This is a genomic window from Streptococcus thalassemiae, assembly GCF_903645285.1.
Lineage (GTDB): Bacteria > Bacillota > Bacilli > Lactobacillales > Streptococcaceae > Streptococcus > Streptococcus thalassemiae.
In genome coordinates this window covers 40,001-59,840 of the sequence record NZ_CAHJXN010000003.1, presented here as the reverse complement: position 1 = coordinate 59,840, position 19,840 = coordinate 40,001, and the positions used below count along the sequence as shown (strand labels likewise).

Sequence of the window (19,840 nt, the reverse complement as noted above, 5' to 3'; positions counted from 1 at the left end):
TGACTAGGCGAGTGATTTTTGGGCTACTGTTAAAAAGAGTTCTGAGTAATTTCCTTGAAACAGGTCTTCAGCACTATAGAGAATCTGACTATGCACAGATGAAAAACCGTGCTGAATTAGCTTGTTTTCCAGTTCAGCTAAATCAAATCCATGATGGTTAGCTTCTGTCTTGGTAAAATCAGCAAGTAAAAGTTGTCCGTTTTCTCTCAGATGTTGATGAAACAGTGAGAGAGCCGCATCCAAATCAGGCATATGATGAAGAACACGACAAACAACAATGAGATCAAACTCTTTCTCCAAGGGGTTTTCCAGTAAATCTTGCTCCAAAAACTGGATATTCTTGATGTCTTGCTGCTCCGCTTTCAAACGAGCTTGCTCCAGCATTTTCTCCGAAATATCCACCAATGTTACAGACTTGGCCTGCTTGGCTAGGGGCAAGGTTAACAGGCCCGTCCCTCCACCGAAATCCAAAATTTCTTTGTCTGATAGAAGATCAATCTGTTTCTCGACTGCTTGACATACCAAATTTGCAAGGAAGATATTTTTAGGCGAATCAAAAGTTTCTGCTTTGTGGTTAAAATCATGTTTCATATTTTTAGTTTAGCACAAAGTAGTTTGATTGGCTAGGAATTCTCTTTCTTTTCTGATTTTTTCTTCTCTGCTTTTTCGCTTGGATCGGTCACTATCTCCTCCTTGTTATCCTTTTTCTCTTCTTTGATTTTGATGGAAGGAAAGATAAATTCATATTGGCTCTTAGGCGTATGAACCGTCGTCACCAAGCTTGTTTTCTTGTTTTGATAACTCACCTGACCCAGATTAAAGACCTGTTCCCCAGTTTCCTTATCAACCTTATCTTTGGTTCGTTTGGCCATGGCAAAAGCGACCAGCTTTTCTTTATTCAAAGCATAGTCTTGATAGTGGGCGACTTGTCGGTTCAAGTAAAATTGTAACAAAAGACTAAAGATGGCTGCCATGGTGACTGCATAGAGGAGAACACCTGCCTTAACTTTTTTCTTTTTCCACACGATAGATGAACTCCCTTTCTAAGCCTTTTTGAAACTGAAAACGAAAGCGAACCAGTTGATTGTCCTCTGTAATCTGTGCAGATTTGAGTCCATAAACCATAGGCTGATAACCTCGTCCACTGGCATCAGTTTTCCGAAAATCATCCGATTTTGACTTACCAATAGAGATATCCTTGCCATCCTGCTTCATATAGAGGCGATTGCCCTCCACTTTTTCGAACTGCGAACGGTCTAATTCTGCCTCCAACTGGTCCACAAACAAGAGCCACTCCTTTTGCTCGCTTTGTTGCTGGTAGCGAACTTCTGAAATGAGAAGCTGACTCATAGCTTGAAAGAGAAGTAAACTTCCACTGATGACAATGAGGGCAATCAGGGATTCCAACAAAGTGAAAGCCTTGACCTTATGGCTCTTTGATAGCCAACAACTGTTCTGAACCATGGTAGACCTCCAATCCTTTTTCACTAGAAAACACCTGAATCTCAACTCCATTTATGTTTACCTGATTTTGACCTGTCTGCAAGGCCATCTTAGCTACTCTCAAGACTTCTTCCTTTTGCAAGATTTTTGCTTCTTCTTGTCTATTTTTCTGAATTTGTCCCAAAAGGAGGGTCGCAATGCTGGCAAAGATAGCTAAAGCAACCACTGCTTCCAGTAAAATCACTGCCCTAATTTTTTGTTTCCTTAATGCGTTTAATTTTTCCATTTCCTAGATATAATTGATAGCGAATCGCTCCTTTACTTGTCTGAAATTCAACCTTAGCCAGGGACGAATTGCCCCCAGCACGGTCAAATGTGATACTTTGTCCTGATGGCGCCTGAATTCCTTTAGGAACTGTCAGCTTTTGACTGCCATTGCTAATCGTCTGCCCATCTAAGTTCAGACTAGTCTTTTGCTGACTGGCTACACTGTGTTTTTGAGTTTCCCGATAGAGTTCTTCAAATTCCATAAAGAAAATCTGCTCCTCTACCGCCGCAAAAGTGGACTGGACAGAGCCGGACAAGCCCAAGGCAAGGATACTCACAAGCCCCAAAACCAATAGACTTTCCAGCATGGTAAAGGCCTTAATCTGCAACGGTTTGACTGGTATTTTGTTTAGCATGGTATTCTTTATAAGCTTTAGCCTGTTCTTCTGTGATGCGATCATCTGCTTGTAATTTGCTTAGAGTAGCCTCTTCATTTTTATCTAAACTATAAAGCTCTGCCTGACTTTCCACCACCTTAACAACAGCAGCTTTTCCTTTGTCATTGACCGCCTCTTTTTGCTTGGTCAGATTAGGTACAAAGAGCAAGAGAAGCACGCTGATGATGAGCAAGACCACCAACATCTCCACAAGTGTAAAAGCTTTAACCTTAGCTTTTTTCAAGAATGTCATCATTTTTTTCATTTTAAAAATTTACCTCCATATTTTGATACATGGGCATGAGCATTGCCGCATAAAGTAAAACGATAATCAGTGCCACAAAGATAAAAACCAGTGGCTGCACTAAATTCATGGTGCGGTTAATTCGGGTAAAAAAGGCTTCCCAAGTTTTTTCAGCATAAATTTCCAACTCACTACCCAGCTTGGACTTGACTTCCCCATACTCGATGATGAGACTCAACTCCTTCTTAAAGAAAGGATAGGTTGCTATGGTTTGAGAAAATTCGCGACCATTTTGTAGGGACTGAGCCAAGTCTTGACCGATTTCTTTAAAGAGCTGGGAACCTTGTTCCTGCATCATGTGAAAAATCTGCGTCAACTCCATTCCCTGCGAAATCATATTCCCCCACTCACGCGCATAATAGGCTGTCAAATAGGTCTGCACAAAGATTCCAAGGAAAGGAATCCGTGCCAAAATAGAAAAGACGCGCATCTTAGAACTTCTTTTATAAAAAGTGTGTGCTAAAAGGGCAAGCACGGAAACAAACCCTACCATTCCTAGAAAAATTTGTGGCAGATTGCCAATAATTTGGGTAGCGATATTGCTACTATCCAGTTGTGGTAATAGATAGTTACGGAGTCCCAGCATGATTAAGAGAAGAAATCCCAGTAAAATCAAGGGATAGGTCGCTACTTCAATTAACTTTTTCTTGACCTTGGCCAGATTGTCCAGATATTCTTCTATCTTTCCCAAACTCAGGTGAAGATTCCCATGGACTTCTGCTAGGGATAACTGGGTGACAATAGCACTTGAAAAGCCCAAACTTTCCATCATTTCTGAGAATGATTTTCCCTGAGACAAGCCCGTGCGCATCTGGGTCACACACTGCTTGTTCAACAAGGCACTCCTATCTAAAAAGGAGATGGTCTCCACCAGATGAAAACCGCTGGAAAAGAGACTGTTAAACAGGGTGATGATATTTTTTTGCTTAGCTGTAGCTAATTTTTTCCGTCTCAGCCTGAAGACTTGTGATATGTCCATCTTTAAGAAGCTGGTCAATCTGTTCATTCCAGCTAGTTGGCTGGTGTTCTTGATAGTCTTTGTTTGCAAAATCAACAATTCCTCCTCCCCCGATCAATCTCTGGTAGCAGACACCTTGCAGAACGACTGCTAATTCCTCCTCACTAACACCCAACTCCAGCAAGCGCTCATAAACACCTCGAATACTCTTGGCATGAATGGTTGAAAAGACTGTCGCACCTGTCAAACTAGCTCTGACCACTGCACGCGCCGTCTCGCTGTCCCGAATTTCTCCGATAATCAAGAGATCAGGACGATGACGCAAAGAAAGTTTGATTAGATTTTCATAGGTAAGCCCAATCGCCTCATTCAACTGCAACTGGAGCATGTCGTCCTGCTTGATTTCGACTGGATCTTCAATAGACATAACTTGTTGCCCCTTAAAGAGAGACTTGGCCAATTCGTGCATCAGGGTCGTCTTGCCACTGCCGACTGGGCCAGCAAAAAGATAAAGCCCCCGTTGTCTATACTGCTTGCCCAATTCGTCAATATTCTGAAACCAAAAATGCAAATCCTGCTCCTCATCATGCAACAAACGGATCACCAAACTCTCATGACCTCGATAATCGCCTACGGTAGATAAACGTAGTGACGCCATCTTATCGTCATATGCATAATCACAGGAACCAAGTTGACTACGTCGCTTTTCTCCAACATTCATACCCGCCACAAACTTAAAGTGACTGATGACAGCCGCAAACTTTTCAAAATCATAACAACCGATTTTACAGCGCTCGTCTCCTACCCTCATATGAAGCTCATAGGCGTCTAACTTAGGGACAAAATAAATATCCTGCGCCCCTTTTTTCCGGGCCGAACGAATGATTTCTTGTGCAATTTCTTGAACCATACTTACCTCCTCACCTATACTATTCGCAAAGATTTGGAAAAATAAAAAAAGCAACTCCAAAAAGTTACTTTTCTCTATTTTAATTTCATACGGCAAGAACGGTGCCTTTCCTTACCTGTTTGTTTTTCATAGCCTGGGCGTAGTTTTTCATCTGGAATAACCTGCTCATCCTGCAAAAGAGCCAACGAATGGTATTGTTGTAAATACTCATCACATTCATCGCACCAGCGTTGGTCTTCTGGATCCCAAAAAATGGTCATCAAGTCACTTCTGCTTTTATAAAGAGGGGATTCTTGTTCTAATTTAAACCAGCAAGTTTTGTAGTATTTGAGAGCATCATAATACTGGTCAAATTTCTTACTAGCTACAATATCTTCTTCCCAACCTTCTAAGAACCACCAAGGTTCAAAATCTCCGTACATTTCTATAACACGATACATATTCATTCATTCCTTTGTACCGTATATTATAACCAATTCAGACAAACAAGGAAAGAAATATGCTCATTTCTTAATTTCTTGATAAAAAATCCAGCCATCTTATGATGACTGAATTTCTATTTGCTCATGTTCAAAAATATTTTTACGACTTAAGCTTCTGAGATATCGTTTTCGATAATGACCTTAATGGCATGGTGGTCTGCTGCCTTACCGAAGACTTCATAGGCTTTTTCAATTTCACTTAGTTTGAAATAATGAGTTACCAATTTTTCTGGTTCAATCTTATGACTTTCAAGTGCTTTCAACAATTGTGGAGTGGTATTTGTAGATACCAAACCAGTTGTTACATTGATGTTGCGAATCCAAAGTTTGTCTAAATCAAATTCAACTGGTTTACCATGCACACCACAGTTGGCAACTGTTCCGTCTACACCGATAATCTTTTGACAGAAATCAAATGTTGCAGGAATACCAACAGCTTCGATAGCGACATCCACACCACGACCATCTGTCAAATCATAAATTTCTTTAATGGCTTTTTCAGGGTCTGAAGAATTAATCTTGTGAGTCGCACCAAATGATACAGCAGTTTCCAAGCGGTTATCGTCTAGGTCTACCATAATCAATTTAGCTGGTGAATAGAATTGAGCTGTCAATAGAGCAGCCAATCCAACTGGACCTGAACCGATAATGGCTACGCTACAACCAGGTTCTACTTTTCCTTTCAAGACACCAATTTCATACCCAGTAGGCAAAATGTCTGATAGCATAACCAAGGCTTCATCTGACAAGTCTTCTGGAGTATGGTAAAGAGTGTTATCTGCATGAGGGACACGTAAATATTCAGCCTGCATACCATCAATCAAGTGACCGAAAATCCAGCCCCCTTCGTCTTCACAGTGGGCATAAATTCCTTTTTTACAGTAGTAGCATTTACCACAGGCACAGACACAAGAAATCAAGACCTTGTCGCCTTTTTTGAAGTTAGAAACTCCTTCTCCAACTTCTTCAACAATCCCAATTCCTTCGTGGCCAAGAATGGTACCACTTTGACAAGCAGGAACATCTCCTTTAATGATATGGAGGTCTGTTCCACAAATAGTGGTTTTTACGATACGCACAATAGCGTCTGTTGGCTTGCGAATAACTGGTTTGTCAACGTCAACAAAAGAAGCAAGTCCTGGTTTAACATAAGTATAGGCTTTCATAAAGCAATCCTCCGTTTTTTTATTTGTACTATTTATAATATAATTGTAAGCCTTTTCAATTGTTTGTTCAAGTTTTTTTGTGATTTTTCTAACTTTTTTATTTACTGGTAAAGCAATACAGATAAAAAAGCAGAAGCTAATCTCTAACTTCTGCTTTCTCTCTTATGCTTGATAACGTTTCACACCGTCTAGGTAGGTTGCTACCAATTCCAAATCTTTATCTAATACGATGAAGTCAGCGTCGTAGCCTTCACGGATTTGGCCACAAACATCATCAATGTGAACAGATTTTGCTGGGTTAAGGCTGGCCATCATGACTGCTTCGTGTGGATTTGCAATCCCCCACTCGACTACATTTCTCATACCATCTTTAAGTTTAAGGATAGAACCTGCCAAATTACCAGTAGATTTGAGACGTGCAGTTCCATTGGCAACTACTACTGGGAATTCACCCAACATATAGTCACCGTCTTCCAATCCACCAGCTGTCATACAGTCCGTAATAAGAGCGATGTTTTCTGTCCCCTTTTGCTTAAGTAAAATCTCACAAGCTTTTGGATCTACGTGATAACCATCACAAATCAATTCTGCGTAAGTATGTGGGAGCTCATACATAGCTCCTACCATACCTAGTTCGCGGTGTGTTAAACCACGCATCCCATTATAGGCATGTACCCATACACTAGCTCCAGCATCAACTGCCTTCTTAGCTTGTTCAAATGTCGCATCTGAGTGTCCAAGTGCAACTGTCACACCTTCACCTGTAATAGTACGTACAAAATCTTCCACCCCATCACGTTCTGGTGCAATAGCGATTTTATTTAGCATCCCTTTTGCAGCATCTTGCCAAGAATGAAACTCCTCAACACCCGGGTCTCTCATATAAGTTGGATTTTGTGCCCCCTTAAAAGTTTCTGTGAAATATGGACCTTCATAATAAATCCCACGAATCTTAGCACCTGTTGCTTCTTTATAATGGTTTCCAAGATTTTCAGTGACTGCAAGCAATTGCTCATAAGTGGCTGTTAAAGTTGTGGGCAAGAAACTGGTAACACCGGTACTAAGAAGTCCTTCACTCATAGTATGCAATGTACCTTCAATATTGTTGTCCATCACATCTACACCTGCATATCCATGAATATGAGTATCCACAAGACCTGGTGCAATGCTATAACCAGTATAGTCAAGAACCTCTGCTCCTTCAGGAATTTGATCCACATGTTTCCCAAATTTGCCATCAACAAGTTCTAAGTACCCACCGCGACGAATGCCAAATGGATAGAAAAACTGATCCGCTTTAACGTAATTAGGCATAATAATGACCTCCTTAAAAGATTACTTTTGATATTTATTATGTCAATTACATTATAAACCTTTCTGATTCATTTGTAAATGGTATAGACCTATTTTCTAAAGATATTTTAAAAGAGCTGGATTTCTCCAACTCTTTTCTCTGTAATACAGGTTATTTTGATTTGACTGGCTTGTCTTGAGCCGTCTGCAAGGCTGTGGCAATGGTATCTGCATACAATTTTGCTCCTGCTTCAATAGTGCTAGTGTCACTTCCGAAATGGACTTGGTCTGTTCCTGCCCAGATTTCTGGATGTTCCTTAGCAGCTTGATTCCAATCTGCTATCGTGATGTAAGGAGTCTTCTCTGCCAATTCTCTCATATAGGCAGCAGCCTTCTCAACGATGGCATAGGTCTCTTTTGTCTTATCTCCCTCATAAGGAGTCACCAAAACCATATGGTGGCCCTTAGGAAGATTTTTTACGATACTATCCCAATCTTCCTTGTAATTTTCAGGATTATTTACCCCAGTCGCAATGACCACCATCTTAGGTAAAAATTTATTCTGGCTATTATTTAGCATGATTTCATTGGCAGTCTTGGTTGTTCTGCTGACCTGCGCGTTAATTTGTGCTCCAGGAAGAGCTGTCTGCAGGGCTGTATTTGCCCTTAAGGCCACCGAGTCACCAATTAACATAGTACCATCAGCAATCCCCAAACTATCAGCTTCTGCTCGTTCTGCCATCACTTTTGTTTGGGCAATATTACTAGCAGCTTGCTTCAAACCATTGACAGTTAAGTCTGTCTCAAACGCTCCCACTTGTGGTGCCAACAAAGTCACTAAGAGGACAATGAAGGCCAAGATTCCTGTACTTGTCGCAAGAATTGCGTGAATATAAGGCAGGGGACGAATAGTTTGTAAAATAGGTGTGTTCTTGCCTGCAATCCACGGCTCCAATACATAAAATGAAAGACTGGCAAATCCATAAGAACAAATCAAAGTCAGTAACACAGCAAGAAAATTTGAGGTCAACTGTGAGAAAATAATATAGAAAGGCCAATGGAAGAGATAAACTGCATAGCTAGTATCTGCTAAAAAGCTAATCATCTTTGGCTCCTGCACGTTAGGTGTCTTTTCATGTAAGACACGCGCCGCCAGAATCATAGCAAGGGCTGCAAGACTGGCAAGCAAGAAGCCAATAAGATAGGCAAAGAGATAGGTAAATTTGACAAAGAAGGTCAAAATGAGTAAGAAGCCAAAACCTCCTCCAAAAACTAAAAGTGTCTTGCGTAAATCCCAGATTTTATCCAACTGCTTGACGAGAGAAGTCGTCTGACGAACGCCTACAATCGTTGCTAGGATACTTCCCAAAAAGAATGGATAGACATGAGTTAAACTAGAGAAGTAAACAGAGGAATAAGAGGTTACTAGAAAACTACCAATAAACATGGAGAAGAAGCTGATCAAGAAGGCAACAGCAGATAAGAGAAAGACCATTCCTCTCAACTGACCATTTGATCTGGACTGTTTAGATAAGAACCAAACTGCCAATCCCCAGAGGATATAGTAGTGAACCTCAACAGCCAAACTCCAATTATGAACAAACAAATGAGGAATGAACTGAGATTCATAACTCCCCCCTGTTAGAAGTTCATAGAAGTTGGTCATAAAGCCTAAGACACCCGCAATCTGACCTCCAATTCCAGCAACATAGTCTTGGCGAACTAGGAAGGTAAAGGGCATGGTTACCAAGACCATCAAAACCACAGGTGGCACGATCCGATAAAAACGTCTCCTAAAAAATCCTATCAAATCAATCTCACGATTCTTAGAAAATTCTTCGATGAGTAGAGCTGTAATCAGGAAACCTGAAAATGTGAAAAAGACATCTACCCCGAAAAAACCTCCAGGAAAGATGGTCTGAAAGAAATGATACAAGAGTACCAAAAGTAAACCTGTAATCCTAATCAAGGAAAACCATTTAATGCGCATACGAGTTTATTCTTCCTTTCATTGTACACTTTATTCTATCAAAAAAAGAAGAAAAATCCCAAGAGAAAACTTAGGATTTTTAGCTTATATCAATTCCATTTTAGAAATTACGTCCTGATTTATTATAGCCATATTTTTCCACAAAATACTCACGGAATTCCAAGAGATTGTCATCCATGATGGCTTGTCGCACTTGCTTCATCAGGTTAAGCAAGAAGTAAAGATTGTGGTAGCTAGTCAAGCGGATACCAAAGGTTTCATCAGCCTTGAGGAGGTGACGAAGGTAGGCGCGTGTATAGTTCTTACATGTGTAGCAATCACATTCAGGATCCAGTGGCGTAAAGTCCTCAGCAAACTGGGCATTTTTTACAACCAAACGACCTTGACTGGTCATACAAGTTCCGTTACGAGCGATACGAGTCGGCAAGACACAGTCAAACATATCTACACCACGAATCACCCCATCAATCAAGCTATCTGGCGCTCCCACACCCATCAAATAGCGAGGTTTATTTTCAGGCAGCAGTTGAGTTGTAAAGTCCAAGACTGCATTCATCTCTTCGTGGGTTTCTCCCACCGCCAAACCACCGATAGAGTAACCTGGGAAGTCCATGCTTACAAGGTCATGAGCCGATTGGCGACGCAAGTCCTCAAATCCTGCCCCCTGCACAATTCCAAACAAACCTTGGTCATGTGGACGACGGTGAGCCTTCAAACCACGCTCAGCCCAACGGCTGGTACGCTCGATTGATTTCTTAACGTAATCATAAGGTTGATAAAACTGAGGACATTCGTCAAAGGACATCATAATATCTGAGCCTAGATTATTCTGAATAGAAATGGCTTTTTCTGGGGACAAGAACATCTTAGAACCATTGAGATGGTTTTTAAAGGTTACTCCTTCTTCTGTGATATTACGGCTATCTGCTAAGGAATAAACCTGAAAACCACCACTATCTGTCAAGATAGGCTGGTCCCAATTCATGAACTTGTGGAGACCACCTGCACGTGCGATGAGTTCATCTCCAGGACGAAGCCAGAGATGATAAGTGTTTGATAGGATAATTCCCGACCCCATCTCCTTCAATTCTTCGGGCGACTGAGTTTTGACAGTGGCTTGTGTCCCAACTGGCATAAACATAGGTGTTGGGAAGGTACCATGGGGTGTGATGATTTCTCCCAGACGAGCTCCTGTATGTTTTTCTTTCTTAATCAAACGGTATTTGATTGGTGAATCTGACATTTTTTACCTCCGAAGCTGGGAAAGACAGTCCCAGTTCATACTTTGTGCCCAAGGGCATACTGTATGATTTTATCAAAAAAAGCAGGAACTGTCACGAACTATGTATAAGAACTATGGTATAATGAGAGAATGAAATACCCAAAAATTGATTTAAAAACCATTCGTCTACAGTCCAGACAATTTCAGGCTGAAAATCCCCGCCTCTTTCTCGTCTATCTCTTACCTAGCATGCTGGTCATCTTGTCTGGCTTCCTCAATCCCTTAGAGCGCATCAATGAGTCTATTTTAGAGCAATCCTTTTTAAGCGTGTTTGGCCATGTATTCCAAGCCTACCTTTTTCCGCTATTAGTCTCCTTTATCGGAACGATTCTTCTAACCAGTTCAGTTTATACAACGCTGAAACTCATCAAGAATCCAGATACAGAACTATCCGTCAAAAATAGTCTTACTCTCTTTAATGAAGCACACTTTTCACAAACCTTTTTGACTCTTCTCCTCAAACGTTTCTATCTCTTTTTATGGAGCATTCCTAGCTTACTCGGGATTTACTTCCTCTTTTACAGTAGCTTTCTAGCAAAGAAATTCGTTGCAATCCATCCTGAATTTCCTAATCTGGATCTCACGTCAATTGAAACCGAGCGTTTCCTCATGACCTTTGGTCTTTATTTTCTAGCAAGTATCTTCTTAATGATTATCGGAAATGGTCTCTATATTCCACAATACTATGCCTATTCGCAGGTAGAATTTCTCCTCTGTGACACCCTAGACTTAGGACAAGCCAGACCAGGACAAATCCTTAAGACCAGCCGTTTCCTGATGAAAGGTTACAAGTTTCAGCGCTTCGTCCTAGACTTACAACTCCTTCCTTGGTATTTCCTCAATTGGATTACCTTTGGAATTGCTAGTTTCTCACTCCTACCCTACATTCAAATCAATAAAATAATTTTTTACCGAGCAGTATTGGCTCGAAAACGTCCAAAAGCTTGAAGGTTTTCCCTCAAGCTTTTTTCTATCAATGAGTTTCTCCGCCTACCAACTTGAGGTCCTGATCTCCATGTTCTATAATAGCGCCGATTGCTGCTTCTATCCCTCGCCTAATATCCACTAAACTCATAGCTGGGGTAGTCGGTCGATTCACCACCTGTTCCATCATATAAGGAATATGCATAAAACCCGCCTTAATATGTGGAAATTTCTTTTCTACCAAATAGAGGGCCTGATACATCAAATGATTGCAGACAAAAGTCCCTGCCGTATTGGAAACAGAGGCCGGCAAGCCCTCTTTTTTTATAGTTTGGACCATCGCTTTAATCGGCAAACTACTAAAGTAGGCCGGAGCACCATCTGGACGAATAGGAAGGTCAATCGGTTGATTACCATCATTATCAGGAATGCGTGCATCGTCTTGATTTATGGCCACTCGTTCAGGCGTCAAGCTAGTTCTTCCACCCGCTTGCCCGATACAAAGGACAAAGTCAGGTTGATAACGGTTCATCTCTTCTTCCAACACTTGGGCCGATTTGTGAAATACTGTCGGTACTTCTAGCCAATGAACCTCAGCACCATGGATTTCAGCTGGTAAACCTTTAATGGCCTCCAAGGCTGGATTAACCTTTTCCCCTCCAAAGGGCTCAAAGCCTGTCACTAATACTTTCATTTCTAACTCCTCAAAACCAATTCAATGAGACTTTTTTCTTAAAAACAAGTATAACATATTTCTCTTCTTCTGGAGCAAAAAGGACTAGAGAGGCTAGGATTGGTCTCTGATACTCAATGAAAATCAAAGAGCAAACTAGGAAGCTAGCCACAGACTGTACTTGAGTACGGCAAGGCGACGCTGACATGGTTTGAATTTGATTTTCGAAGAGTATGAGTTTATTTAAAGAGTAAAATACTCATCAAGGCCAAAATAGCTGGTCCACCTTGCTTCAAAATAATTTTCTTATCTGCTGTGAGAGAGCCATAAGCTGCAGCACCAATCACAAATAAAACAAAAATAGTCACAATTTCTAAATTCTGCGAGAAATAAATCCCATACAAGAGAAAGATACCTAGCAAAGCGTTATAAATCCCTTGATTTTTAAACAATGAACTTACTGACGGACGAGCCAGTTCTTCCTTTTCCATGTTAAAGACACGACTAGTCGCATCTGATTGCGTTGTAATACTTTCCAAATAAAAAATGTAAAAATGCTCCAAAGCAACAATTGTTGCTAAAATGATTGTCATAATTGACATCTATTTCTCCTTAAATTTCTATATTCTCAATACCCAAAACCAATTTATTTAATAAACGGCTGAGTTCTGTTCTTTCAGACTCTGTTAAGATACTTTCCATCTCTTCCTTAACCTTGATATGTTGCAGAGGGGGATTCACCACTAACTGCTCCTTGGCATACTTCGTAGCCTCTACCAACACTTCTCGCTGATTTTCAGGATTGCGATGACGCTCCACCAAACCTTCCTTTTCCAGAATTTTGAAATGTCGGGTCAAAGCAGCCTGATCAATCTTCAAACGCTCCTGAACCGCTATTTGATTACAAGGGGAATGCTTCAGCAAAAACAGTAAAATCTGATATCGTGTCAAACTAATCCCAAGTATTTTTTCAAACAATTGCGTACTCGCTTGCTCAGACAAGCGGAGTTGATACAGTAAATCTTGAATCTCTAACATTTCTTTTCCCTTTTTCTTGATTTATCAATAGTTGACTTATCAATTATAATGCAAAGTAAAATAGATTGCAAGAATGTTGCTTGGATTATTACAAGATGATAACTTTCCATTTTCCATTCAAATTGATACTCAATGAAAATCAAAGAGCAAACTAGGAAGCTAGTCGCAGATTGCTCAAATTTCAGATAAAACTGACGTGGTTTGAAGAGATTTTCGAAGAGTATGAAAAAGAAAAAACGAACGAGACTTGCTTCCTATCACGAAAGCTAGACCTCATTCGTCAAAATGATATTACAAAGTCTGGTTTATCCATTCATTGAAATGTGAACATGATCATAGTGATTTTCTGTCACGCTACCACGGTCTGGCATTGGGTTCCAAGTATTAGCTGGCCCATATTTGCTATCGAATGGTGCATAGAAACGTTGTTTCCAGATGATGTAACTAATGCCGCGGCTAGCCATGTTTTGAATAGCGTATTCCGCAATCTTATCCCCTAGTTCTGAGCTTTCTGGTACCATAAAGTCAATAGCCAAACCTTTTCCGTGATCTCCACTGTCTCCTGGACGGTAACCACTAAAGGATGTGATGCCAAACAAGTTGGCGATTTCTTCTTTAAAGGCAGCCGTTTGTGGTTGAAGGCCTGCATTTTCAGATTTCGCTACTGCAAGTCCAGCATAATCGGGCGCAGCTGGAGCTGTGTAAGTTGTTGAAACTATCTTCGTCTCTTCTGGTTGATAAGTAGAAACTGCTGTTATAGCTTCATTTGATGAGGCTTCTTTTGCTTCTTCTGAACTTGTCGCAAGTGTTTCAGGCGCTTTTTCTTCTACTGGCGTTGTAGTTGCTTCTACTGCTGATTCAGCTTGAATGCTTTCTTGTATTTCCTGCTTCTCAGCTGGAGTCGTTGCCTGAGGAGCTGCTTCTGAAACTGCACTGCTTGTTTCGGCTGTTTGCTCCTCTGAAACAGAAGTTCCTGTAGAAGGCGTGGCTTCTTCTGCAGTAGCAACTTTCTCTGCAACTTCTGAATTTGTTGCTACTTCTTTTGTACTTGTAGTTTCTACCGCTTTTGGAGCTTCTGCAATGGTGCTCAAGGTATCACCATACTGAACGGTATAACTTGTTTTGTTGTCCGTTTTAGTCAAATCGTTTTGGATTTGCTCAACACTACGTGCAGTCCAAAGAACTTCTTCTGCTTGAGTTGCCAATACTGGGGCAAATGACAAGGCTACTGTTGAGGCTAATAATATTCTTTTCTTCATTCTTTCAAATGAGTACCTGTCTATGATAACACAAAAAAAGCAGAAAAAAAGCCCTCTCGGGCCTATTTAACAGAACTGTCTATTCCTTGTAACAAACTCGATTACTTGAAATAGTTTGTTAGGTCTCTGTCACAAAACTGACACAATCTTTTTATCGCTCAGACTCAAAAATACGGGAAATATCTGCTAACCCTTGAATCCTATGATTGCCTCCATAAGACGACTCTAAAAAGTTAATACTTTGAATCCCACTATTCTGGGCAAATTCCACATCCAGAGTCCGGTCCCCTATATAATAGGTTTTCTCAGGATCCAACTGATACTTGTCTAACAGATAGGTAGCCGCTTCCGGATTAGGCTTGCGCGCAAAGCCACTCTGACTGGTTAAAATCTCTGTAAAATAAGATTCCAAACCCAAGTCTCTTAGAATAGTAAAAGCATTGTCTCCCTTATGAGTGTAAACAAATTGCTGAATCCCTGTCTCGTCTGCCCAAGCTAGCACCTCACGCGCACCTGGCATCAAAACTACCTGAGCATTCTTCTCAGCCAGACTCTGGGCACGTACCTGATTTAGCACTTCCACATCTAGCTTTCGCTCTTCTGCTACCTGCACAAGCAAATCCTGCACAGAAAACTTGAGGATAAACTCTCTCACCTTCTCCTTATCATAAGGAATAGAAAACTGACCAAAAGTCTCCTCAATCCCTGATAAAATCGCTTCGTAAGAGTCCAATAAAGTCCCGTCTAAATCCCAAATAAAAGCTGTTTTTTGCATTTCCTATCCTTTCAAGCTCATATAACGCTGGTAACGGTAACGTAGAAATAACCAACGAAAACCATTATCCAAAAGGGTTCCGGCCCAAATACCGGGCAAGCCCCAACCAAGCACAATCCCCATCAGATATCCTGTTCCAATGCGGATACACCACATTCCTATACTTGTCGCATAAAAGGGAAGCCGAGCATTGCCCAAACCCTGCCAGACTGCTGTATAGATGACTGTTCCTATCGTCATAGGAGTTCCAAGTAGTGAAAAAAGTGTCACTAGAACACTAGCCTCCACCGCTAGAGGATCAGTCGTATAGAGATGAGTCAGTGGTATTCCTAAGGCATAGACACTAAGCGTCAAAGGCAACATGAGAATCAGAGAAAGCCAAAAGGTTTGTTTGCTCAAACTAGTGACTCTTTCCCAATTATCCTCTCCAACTGCTCGAGCTACCAGCATGACCGTTGCCGTAGCAACGCCAAAGGCAGGCATGTAGTTAAACTGGGTCAAGACTTCTCCGATTGCATTTCCAGCCACGGCCTCTGTCCCAAAAGAAACGACCAAGGCAATGATAACGACATCACCAGCCCGCATCATAAGCCGCTCTCCAGCTGCTGGTAAAGCCAAGGTCAATAGTTCCTTATCTAAACCAAAAGTCGGTTTCTCAAAATGCAACTTTAATTTCGACCATAAAATCACAAGACCTACCAAACGAGACAGAATTGTCCCCCAAGCAACACCAGCTATCCCCATATCCAGAACAAAAATAGCTATACTTGAAAAAAGAATATTCAAGGCATTGGATAAAAGACTCACATAGAGAGGCAAACGTGGATTATGCGTTGCACGAATCAAGGCACCAAAACTAGTCATTAAACCTAAGAGAACAATCGATCCGCCTACCAAGGATAGGTAGAGTCCACCACTCTCAGCTACATCCCTCTCCGTCCCCAAAAGTCCTATCATCTCTTGACCAGCGAAGAGGGACAAAGCTCCTAAAAGGAAACTTAATAATAAGGTAATCTTCAAGGCCTCAGTCACATGATAGGCTAACTTAGACTGATCCTTCTGCCCCAAACTTTTTGAAATAACACTAGAAATAGCCGCTCCCAGAGCAATGAAAATAGCCTGATAAATCGTGATAATATTGCCAGCTACTGATACACCCGAAATGGCAATCAATCCTAAATGAGCAACCAAATAACTGTCCACCATCCCCATGAGCATCTGCAAAAAGTTTTCGCCCATAGCCGGCAAGGCAATATTAAGAATGTCTTTATTTTTCTTAAACAATCTCTCCTCCTGATGAAAAGAAACTCAGTTGGTTTCCCAACCGAGTTTACTTCCTCTGTCTTAAAGTCCTAAATAAGCCTCAACCGCTACTTGCATATCAGCAGCTGCCACTGTTGTCTTATGACGAACAGGAGCTATCTCAAGCCCATCAACTGCAGGTGGCACAGCCACTCCTGAGATTTCATGTAATTGAGCCAAGGCTTCAAAGTCAGTCAAGCCTGCTTTTCCTGTTACCGCTTCTACTGCAACTACTGGGAACTTGTATGGACTCGCTGTTGAAGCAATCACTGTCTTAGTCACATCGCCAGTAGCCGCTTGGTATTTTCTATAAACTGCCGAAGCAACCGCTGTATGAGGATCCTCGATATAAGAATCTGACTCATAAACACGCTTGATTTCTGCTGCCGTTTCTTCCTCAGTCGCATATTCAGCTGCAAAGAGTTCAAGAATCTCTTCATTAAAATTAGTCAACTCATATTGACCTTGGCTATTCAAAGCATTCATGAGTTCGGCTGTCTTAACCGCATCATTACCCAAAAGATGGAAAATCAAACGCTCCAAGTTTGAAGATACTAAAATATCCATAGATGGACTAGTTGTTACCTTAAACTCACGCTTCTTATCGTAAACACGTGTCTTGAAGAAGTCTGTCAAAACATTGTTGTCATTTGAAGCACAGATCAATTTACCAACTGGTAGACCAATTTGCTTAGCATAAAAGGCAGCCAAGATATTTCCAAAGTTTCCTGTTGGTACTGTGAAGTTAATCTTATCACCAGCTACGATCTCACCAGTCTTGACCAACTGAGCATAGGCATAAACATAATAAACAATCTGTGGCACCAAACGACCGATATTCATAGAGTTAGCAGATGAAAATTGCAACTTATTGGCCGATAATTTTTCACGAAGAGCCACGTCGTTAAACATGTGCTTCACATTTGTTTGCGCATCGTCAAAGTTCCCATCAATGGCGATAACATGAGTATTGTCGCCAGTCTGAGTGGTCATTTGCAACTCTTGAACCTTGCTGACACCATCCTTTGGATAAAAGACGATAATCTCAGTACCAGGCACATCCGCAAACCCCGCCATAGCAGCTTTCCCCGTGTCGCCAGATGTCGCTGTCAAAATGACGATTTTGTTCTCCAAACCATGTTTCTTAGCAGCAGTCGTCATAAAGTATGGCAAAATAGACAAGGCCATATCCTTAAAGGCAATCGTTAAACCATGGAACAGTTCCAGGTTGTATTGCCCGTCTAATTTCACTAATGGCGCGATAGCTGGAGTATCAAATTTACTATCGTAGGCATTGTTGATGCAGTAGTCCAACTCTTCAGCTGTAAAGTCATCTAAAAATGCTGACAAAACTAACTTAGCAACTTCCTGATAAGAAGCATCTTTCAATTTGTCAAAGTCCAAATCTACCTTTGGATAAGTAACCGGTGTAAACAAACCACCGTCCGTCGCCAAACCTTGCAAAATAGCTTGGCTAGCAGTTACTGTATTTTTCGTATCACGCGTTGATTGATAAACTAATGTCATTACTCTCTATCCTTTATCTATAGTCTCTACCATTATATCATGATTTTTCAGAAAATTCTCCCTTTATAAGAGAAATTATAGTCCCAATTCTTCTTTCAAAGGCTCTAAATAAATCATTTCTTGCTTATTTCTCATCTCCAGTCCTTCCTCAGCTAACAGGAGTAAGTCTTTTGAAAACTCTATAATCGCAGTTTTCTCCTCATCTGTTAGCTTTTTCTTAGAAAATTGTCGTCTTAAAGACTTATAATTTCTCCCAAATGCCTTAAAGAAAGGTGCGATTTCTAAGTAAGATTCAAGTTTCTCTAAATTAACTAATAATCCCAAATGAAAGGCTGCAGAAGCAAAAGTCCTATCAAGTGGCTGTGTACACACACTACGAAACTCAACCGTTCCTCGAGTCGTTAAGTCTTGGTACTGATAACTACGATGAGTTTCAAAATCCTTCTCTTGAGGGTAAATAAGAATCTCATCCCCATTAAGAGCATATGCTTGGATTTCAGATGTAGCCAAATAGTCCCTAGTCTGAATCGGATAAAAATAATAGGTTTGTCCATCACGTTCCGCAGTAAAAATCGCAGAATGATCTAGATAGTCAAAAAAATCATCCTCATCTTTAAAAAGTCTAGCATTGACCCCAACATTCTCTGGATAGATACCATGCATGGATTCTTCCCAAAAAATATCCCTTGAAATTTTCGTATCCCAATCCGCACCCGAAAACTCAGAATTTGCAAATAAATACGCCTTAGCCGCTTCAATTTGAGTAAAAGCATTCATCACACGTAAGTAGTTGTATTTTGAAATATCCAGCTGAACCTGGCTCCCACAGATAAAAGCACCATATTCAGGGAAATGATGTAAGTCTGATTCAATCACATTCCTACTCAAATTCAAATAATCCATCAACATCTGATAACGTGGATAAACCACTGGACTATTCTCATTTTTATCCCAGTTGGGATGAATTCCACAGCCAACAATAGCATGATTGGATTCAGCTAACTTCTTCTGGATTGCTTCCATATAAATACTAAAACGTTCTTCAACTTCTTGTATCGTTTTAGCCTTACCAAATGCAAACTCAATCGTTGTATAAGAAACTTCAAATAAAATAGCATCCTGACTTACCGGATCTACTAACTGGATAGGATTGCCAAAATCATCTACCTTTTCTACAGTGAAATCCAGATCGGAAACTAAATAATGAAATAGATCCTTTATAATTTCAACATCTGTAGCATTCCCTTCCAAGTTTACCACAGGATATTCCAGCTCAATCCCAACAAACAATTCAGGGTTTTCTTTAATATTTTTCAAATACCGATGTTTTAATAAATCGATAGAACGAGACATACTTCCCTACACTTTCATAATCTAAATAAAATTTGAATAACTATTATTATAGCAAAAATAATATAAAAAAGGAACGAAGATTAACTACGTTCCTTAGCTCTTTACTATACCGGCGGCCGGGGTCGAACCGGCACGTCCTTTCGGACACTGGATTTTGAGTCCAGCGCGTCTGCCAATTCCGCCACGCCGGCAAATAGTAACTGGGGTAGCTGGATTCGAACCAACGCATGAGGGAGTCAAAGTCCCTTGCCTTACCGCTTGGCTATACCCCAATAATATAAAATAGGCGAGTGATGGGGATCGAACCCACGCATGCCAGAGCCACAATCTGGTGTGTTAACCACTTCACCACACCCGCCATAATTCTATTAACACGGGCAGTAGGAATTGAACCCACACTGAAGGTTTTGGAGACCTTAGTTCTACCTTTAAACTATGCCCGTAAAATGGAAGGGGA

22 protein-coding genes and 5 tRNA genes (1 of these 27 only partly in view) are annotated in these 19,840 nt (G+C 40.8%); 1 reads left to right on the top strand and 26 read right to left on the bottom strand.

Going from position 1 to position 19,840, the window contains the following annotated elements; translation table 11 throughout:
* Positions 1 to 3: 3 nt before the first annotated feature.
* From HWX15_RS05440 to tgt, 13 genes are all read right to left on the bottom strand, one after another.
* Positions 4 to 591: a class I SAM-dependent methyltransferase gene (locus HWX15_RS05440; RefSeq protein WP_175880486.1), complete on the bottom strand. Its 588-nt coding sequence runs from the start codon at positions 589 to 591 to the stop codon at positions 4 to 6.
* A 32-nt stretch (positions 592 to 623) separates the two neighbouring features.
* Positions 624 to 1,025, bottom strand: coding sequence for a competence type IV pilus minor pilin ComGG (comGG, locus tag HWX15_RS05435; RefSeq protein WP_175880485.1), 402 nt, complete (start codon positions 1,023 to 1,025; stop codon positions 624 to 626).
* Entirely contained in the window at positions 1,003 to 1,464 is a 462-nt protein-coding gene (gene comGF / locus HWX15_RS05430) for a competence type IV pilus minor pilin ComGF (RefSeq protein ID WP_175880484.1), read from the bottom strand. The genes comGG and comGF overlap by 23 nt, the downstream gene beginning before the upstream one ends.
* Entirely contained in the window at positions 1,427 to 1,729 is a 303-nt protein-coding gene (gene comGE, locus HWX15_RS05425; RefSeq protein WP_000413380.1) for a competence type IV pilus minor pilin ComGE, read from the bottom strand. Before comGE ends, comGF begins: the two co-directional genes overlap by 38 nt.
* A complete protein-coding gene (comGD, locus tag HWX15_RS05420; RefSeq protein WP_050142188.1) occupies positions 1,692 to 2,126 on the bottom strand; it encodes a competence type IV pilus minor pilin ComGD in 435 nt (144 codons plus the stop codon). Before comGD ends, comGE begins: the two co-directional genes overlap by 38 nt.
* Positions 2,089 to 2,412: a competence type IV pilus major pilin ComGC gene (comGC, locus tag HWX15_RS05415; RefSeq protein ID WP_172925580.1), complete on the bottom strand. Its 324-nt coding sequence runs from the start codon at positions 2,410 to 2,412 to the stop codon at positions 2,089 to 2,091. The genes comGD and comGC overlap by 38 nt, the downstream gene beginning before the upstream one ends.
* 1 nt (position 2,413) lies before the next feature.
* Positions 2,414 to 3,430 (bottom strand): competence type IV pilus assembly protein ComGB, encoded by a 1,017-nt coding sequence (comGB, locus tag HWX15_RS05410; protein ID WP_175880726.1) that lies wholly within the window; start codon positions 3,428 to 3,430, stop codon positions 2,414 to 2,416.
* Positions 3,378 to 4,319 (bottom strand): competence type IV pilus ATPase ComGA, encoded by a 942-nt coding sequence (gene comGA, locus HWX15_RS05405; RefSeq protein ID WP_175880483.1) that lies wholly within the window; start codon positions 4,317 to 4,319, stop codon positions 3,378 to 3,380. Before comGA ends, comGB begins: the two co-directional genes overlap by 53 nt.
* A 74-nt stretch (positions 4,320 to 4,393) precedes the next feature.
* The gene (locus HWX15_RS05400) at positions 4,394 to 4,759 is read right to left on the bottom strand and encodes a DUF1033 family protein (RefSeq protein ID WP_045606653.1); all 366 of its coding nucleotides are present in this window, start codon (positions 4,757 to 4,759) and stop codon (positions 4,394 to 4,396) included.
* Positions 4,760 to 4,908: 149 nt separating this feature from the next.
* Entirely contained in the window at positions 4,909 to 5,967 is a 1,059-nt protein-coding gene (locus tag HWX15_RS05395; RefSeq protein ID WP_084886478.1) for a zinc-dependent alcohol dehydrogenase family protein, read from the bottom strand.
* 162 nt (positions 5,968 to 6,129) lie between these two features.
* Positions 6,130 to 7,281, bottom strand: a complete 1,152-nt coding sequence (gene nagA / locus HWX15_RS05390; protein WP_001134549.1) for an N-acetylglucosamine-6-phosphate deacetylase — start codon at positions 7,279 to 7,281, stop codon at positions 6,130 to 6,132.
* Positions 7,282 to 7,432: 151 nt separating this feature from the next.
* On the bottom strand, positions 7,433 to 9,250 hold the full coding sequence (locus tag HWX15_RS05385) for an acyltransferase family protein (RefSeq protein WP_175880482.1): 1,818 nt from the start codon (positions 9,248 to 9,250) through the stop codon (positions 7,433 to 7,435).
* Between the two features lie 100 nt (positions 9,251 to 9,350).
* Positions 9,351 to 10,493: a tRNA guanosine(34) transglycosylase Tgt gene (tgt, locus tag HWX15_RS05380; protein WP_001285237.1), complete on the bottom strand. Its 1,143-nt coding sequence runs from the start codon at positions 10,491 to 10,493 to the stop codon at positions 9,351 to 9,353.
* 129 nt (positions 10,494 to 10,622) lie between these two features.
* Between tgt and HWX15_RS05375 the strand changes: the two genes are divergently transcribed.
* Entirely contained in the window at positions 10,623 to 11,480 is an 858-nt protein-coding gene (locus HWX15_RS05375) for a DUF975 family protein (RefSeq protein WP_175880481.1), read from the top strand.
* Between the two features lie 25 nt (positions 11,481 to 11,505).
* Here HWX15_RS05375 and pcp read toward each other — a convergent pair whose 3' ends face one another.
* From pcp to HWX15_RS05310, 13 genes are all read right to left on the bottom strand, one after another.
* A complete protein-coding gene (pcp, locus tag HWX15_RS05370; protein WP_175880480.1) occupies positions 11,506 to 12,150 on the bottom strand; it encodes a pyroglutamyl-peptidase I in 645 nt (214 codons plus the stop codon).
* 218 nt (positions 12,151 to 12,368) lie between these two features.
* Positions 12,369 to 12,731, bottom strand: coding sequence for a DUF1304 domain-containing protein (locus HWX15_RS05365; RefSeq protein WP_175880479.1), 363 nt, complete (start codon positions 12,729 to 12,731; stop codon positions 12,369 to 12,371).
* Positions 12,732 to 12,741: 10 nt separating this feature from the next.
* Entirely contained in the window at positions 12,742 to 13,167 is a 426-nt protein-coding gene (locus HWX15_RS05360) for a MarR family winged helix-turn-helix transcriptional regulator (protein ID WP_175880478.1), read from the bottom strand.
* A gap of 305 nt (positions 13,168 to 13,472) precedes the next feature.
* Positions 13,473 to 14,426 carry a VldE C-terminal domain-containing protein gene (locus tag HWX15_RS05355; protein ID WP_175880477.1) on the bottom strand — a complete coding sequence of 318 codons (954 nt, stop codon included), beginning with the start codon at positions 14,424 to 14,426 and terminating at the stop codon, positions 13,473 to 13,475.
* A 151-nt stretch (positions 14,427 to 14,577) separates the two neighbouring features.
* A complete protein-coding gene (locus tag HWX15_RS05350) occupies positions 14,578 to 15,201 on the bottom strand; it encodes an HAD family hydrolase (RefSeq protein WP_175880476.1) in 624 nt (207 codons plus the stop codon).
* A 3-nt stretch (positions 15,202 to 15,204) separates the two neighbouring features.
* The gene (locus HWX15_RS05345; RefSeq protein ID WP_173214445.1) at positions 15,205 to 16,485 is read right to left on the bottom strand and encodes an MATE family efflux transporter; all 1,281 of its coding nucleotides are present in this window, start codon (positions 16,483 to 16,485) and stop codon (positions 15,205 to 15,207) included.
* Between the two features lie 60 nt (positions 16,486 to 16,545).
* Complete coding sequence (gene thrC / locus HWX15_RS05340) at positions 16,546 to 18,030, bottom strand: threonine synthase (protein WP_175880475.1); 1,485 nt, start codon at positions 18,028 to 18,030, stop codon at positions 16,546 to 16,548.
* Positions 18,031 to 18,105: 75 nt separating this feature from the next.
* A complete protein-coding gene (locus HWX15_RS05335) occupies positions 18,106 to 19,383 on the bottom strand; it encodes a glutamate-cysteine ligase family protein (RefSeq protein ID WP_175880474.1) in 1,278 nt (425 codons plus the stop codon).
* 107 nt (positions 19,384 to 19,490) lie between these two features.
* A tRNA-Leu gene (locus tag HWX15_RS05330) sits at positions 19,491 to 19,574 on the bottom strand.
* Positions 19,575 to 19,583: 9 nt separating this feature from the next.
* A tRNA-Gln gene (locus HWX15_RS05325) sits at positions 19,584 to 19,655 on the bottom strand.
* Between the two features lie 13 nt (positions 19,656 to 19,668).
* Positions 19,669 to 19,741: transfer RNA gene (locus HWX15_RS05320), tRNA-His, on the bottom strand.
* A gap of 14 nt (positions 19,742 to 19,755) precedes the next feature.
* Positions 19,756 to 19,826: transfer RNA gene (locus tag HWX15_RS05315), tRNA-Trp, on the bottom strand.
* A gap of 4 nt (positions 19,827 to 19,830) precedes the next feature.
* Positions 19,831 to 19,840: transfer RNA gene (locus HWX15_RS05310), tRNA-Tyr, on the bottom strand; it runs 71 nt beyond the window's last position.

What these genes read in the sequence shown, in the direction of transcription:
- comGC (WP_172925580.1), bottom strand. Translation starts at nt 2,412, where the DNA reads ATGAAAAAAATGATGACATTCTTGAAAAAAGCTAAGGTTAAAGCTTTT.
- HWX15_RS05395 (WP_084886478.1), bottom strand. Translation starts at nt 5,967, where the DNA reads ATGAAAGCCTATACTTATGTTAAACCAGGACTTGCTTCTTTTGTTGAC.
- HWX15_RS05375 (WP_175880481.1), top strand. Translation starts at nt 10,623, where the DNA reads ATGAAATACCCAAAAATTGATTTAAAAACCATTCGTCTACAGTCCAGA.
- comGA (WP_175880483.1), bottom strand. Translation starts at nt 4,319, where the DNA reads ATGGTTCAAGAAATTGCACAAGAAATCATTCGTTCGGCCCGGAAAAAA.
- comGD (WP_050142188.1), bottom strand. Translation starts at nt 2,126, where the DNA reads ATGCTAAACAAAATACCAGTCAAACCGTTGCAGATTAAGGCCTTTACC.
- HWX15_RS05385 (WP_175880482.1), bottom strand. Translation starts at nt 9,250, where the DNA reads ATGCGCATTAAATGGTTTTCCTTGATTAGGATTACAGGTTTACTTTTG.
- HWX15_RS05335 (WP_175880474.1), bottom strand. Translation starts at nt 19,383, where the DNA reads ATGTCTCGTTCTATCGATTTATTAAAACATCGGTATTTGAAAAATATT.
- comGB (WP_175880726.1), bottom strand. Translation starts at nt 3,430, where the DNA reads ATGGACATATCACAAGTCTTCAGGCTGAGACGGAAAAAATTAGCTACA.
- HWX15_RS05440 (WP_175880486.1), bottom strand. Translation starts at nt 591, where the DNA reads ATGAAACATGATTTTAACCACAAAGCAGAAACTTTTGATTCGCCTAAA.
- comGE (WP_000413380.1), bottom strand. Translation starts at nt 1,729, where the DNA reads ATGGAAAAATTAAACGCATTAAGGAAACAAAAAATTAGGGCAGTGATT.
- HWX15_RS05400 (WP_045606653.1), bottom strand. Translation starts at nt 4,759, where the DNA reads ATGTATCGTGTTATAGAAATGTACGGAGATTTTGAACCTTGGTGGTTC.
- HWX15_RS05365 (WP_175880479.1), bottom strand. Translation starts at nt 12,731, where the DNA reads ATGTCAATTATGACAATCATTTTAGCAACAATTGTTGCTTTGGAGCAT.
- nagA (WP_001134549.1), bottom strand. Translation starts at nt 7,281, where the DNA reads ATGCCTAATTACGTTAAAGCGGATCAGTTTTTCTATCCATTTGGCATT.
- HWX15_RS05350 (WP_175880476.1), bottom strand. Translation starts at nt 15,201, where the DNA reads ATGCAAAAAACAGCTTTTATTTGGGATTTAGACGGGACTTTATTGGAC.
- thrC (WP_175880475.1), bottom strand. Translation starts at nt 18,030, where the DNA reads ATGACATTAGTTTATCAATCAACGCGTGATACGAAAAATACAGTAACT.
- HWX15_RS05355 (WP_175880477.1), bottom strand. Translation starts at nt 14,426, where the DNA reads ATGAAGAAAAGAATATTATTAGCCTCAACAGTAGCCTTGTCATTTGCC.
- HWX15_RS05360 (WP_175880478.1), bottom strand. Translation starts at nt 13,167, where the DNA reads ATGTTAGAGATTCAAGATTTACTGTATCAACTCCGCTTGTCTGAGCAA.
- pcp (WP_175880480.1), bottom strand. Translation starts at nt 12,150, where the DNA reads ATGAAAGTATTAGTGACAGGCTTTGAGCCCTTTGGAGGGGAAAAGGTT.
- comGF (WP_175880484.1), bottom strand. Translation starts at nt 1,464, where the DNA reads ATGGTTCAGAACAGTTGTTGGCTATCAAAGAGCCATAAGGTCAAGGCT.
- tgt (WP_001285237.1), bottom strand. Translation starts at nt 10,493, where the DNA reads ATGTCAGATTCACCAATCAAATACCGTTTGATTAAGAAAGAAAAACAT.